This window comes from Cupriavidus sp. KB_39 (genome assembly GCF_052114485.1).
Taxonomy (GTDB): domain Bacteria; phylum Pseudomonadota; class Gammaproteobacteria; order Burkholderiales; family Burkholderiaceae; genus Cupriavidus.
The window spans coordinates 1-422 of the sequence record NZ_JBFREV010000227.1 but is presented as its reverse complement, the minus strand read 5'-3'; the positions used below and the strand labels follow the sequence as shown (position 1 = coordinate 422).

1 protein-coding gene and 1 pseudogene are annotated in these 422 nt (G+C 66.8%); both read right to left on the bottom strand.

Going from position 1 to position 422, the window contains the following annotated elements; all coding sequences use genetic code 11:
* Positions 1–178: pseudogene (locus AB4Z27_RS29680) on the bottom strand (glycerol-3-phosphate responsive antiterminator); the annotation flags it as partial.
* Positions 179–182: 4 nt separating this feature from the next.
* A partial coding sequence (locus AB4Z27_RS29675) for an FAD-binding oxidoreductase (RefSeq protein ID WP_441646070.1) occupies positions 183–422 on the bottom strand: 240 nt, incomplete at its 5' end.

Here is a 422-nt window from a genome sequence, read left to right as displayed (position 1 = left end):
TGACGTACTTGCCGGCGCGGGTCAGCGTGGCAATCACGGGCTGCAGCTTGCGCAGCTCCACGTTCGCCACGATCGAGACTTCGGCCTCGCTGTCGACAAACGCATCGACCTGCTCCGCGCCGTAGAGCGTGGCGATGACCGGGTGGCGCGTCAGGCGGGCGCCGAGGGACCTGTCCATGGTGTTACTTCGCTTCGTGGGAAAGCACGTCGCTCAGGCCGAGCTTCCCGGGGTTGAGGATCTTCTGCGGATCGAGTGCCTGCTTGACCGCCACCAGCACCGGGAACGCCGTGTCCAGCGACGGCGCCATGTACGGCGCGCGCAGCAGCCCGATGCCATGATGGTGGCTCAGGGCCGCATTGTATTGGATCAGCACGGCGTTGGCGGCGTCCCAGGCGGCGCGATACCACCTCTGGCGGTCTTC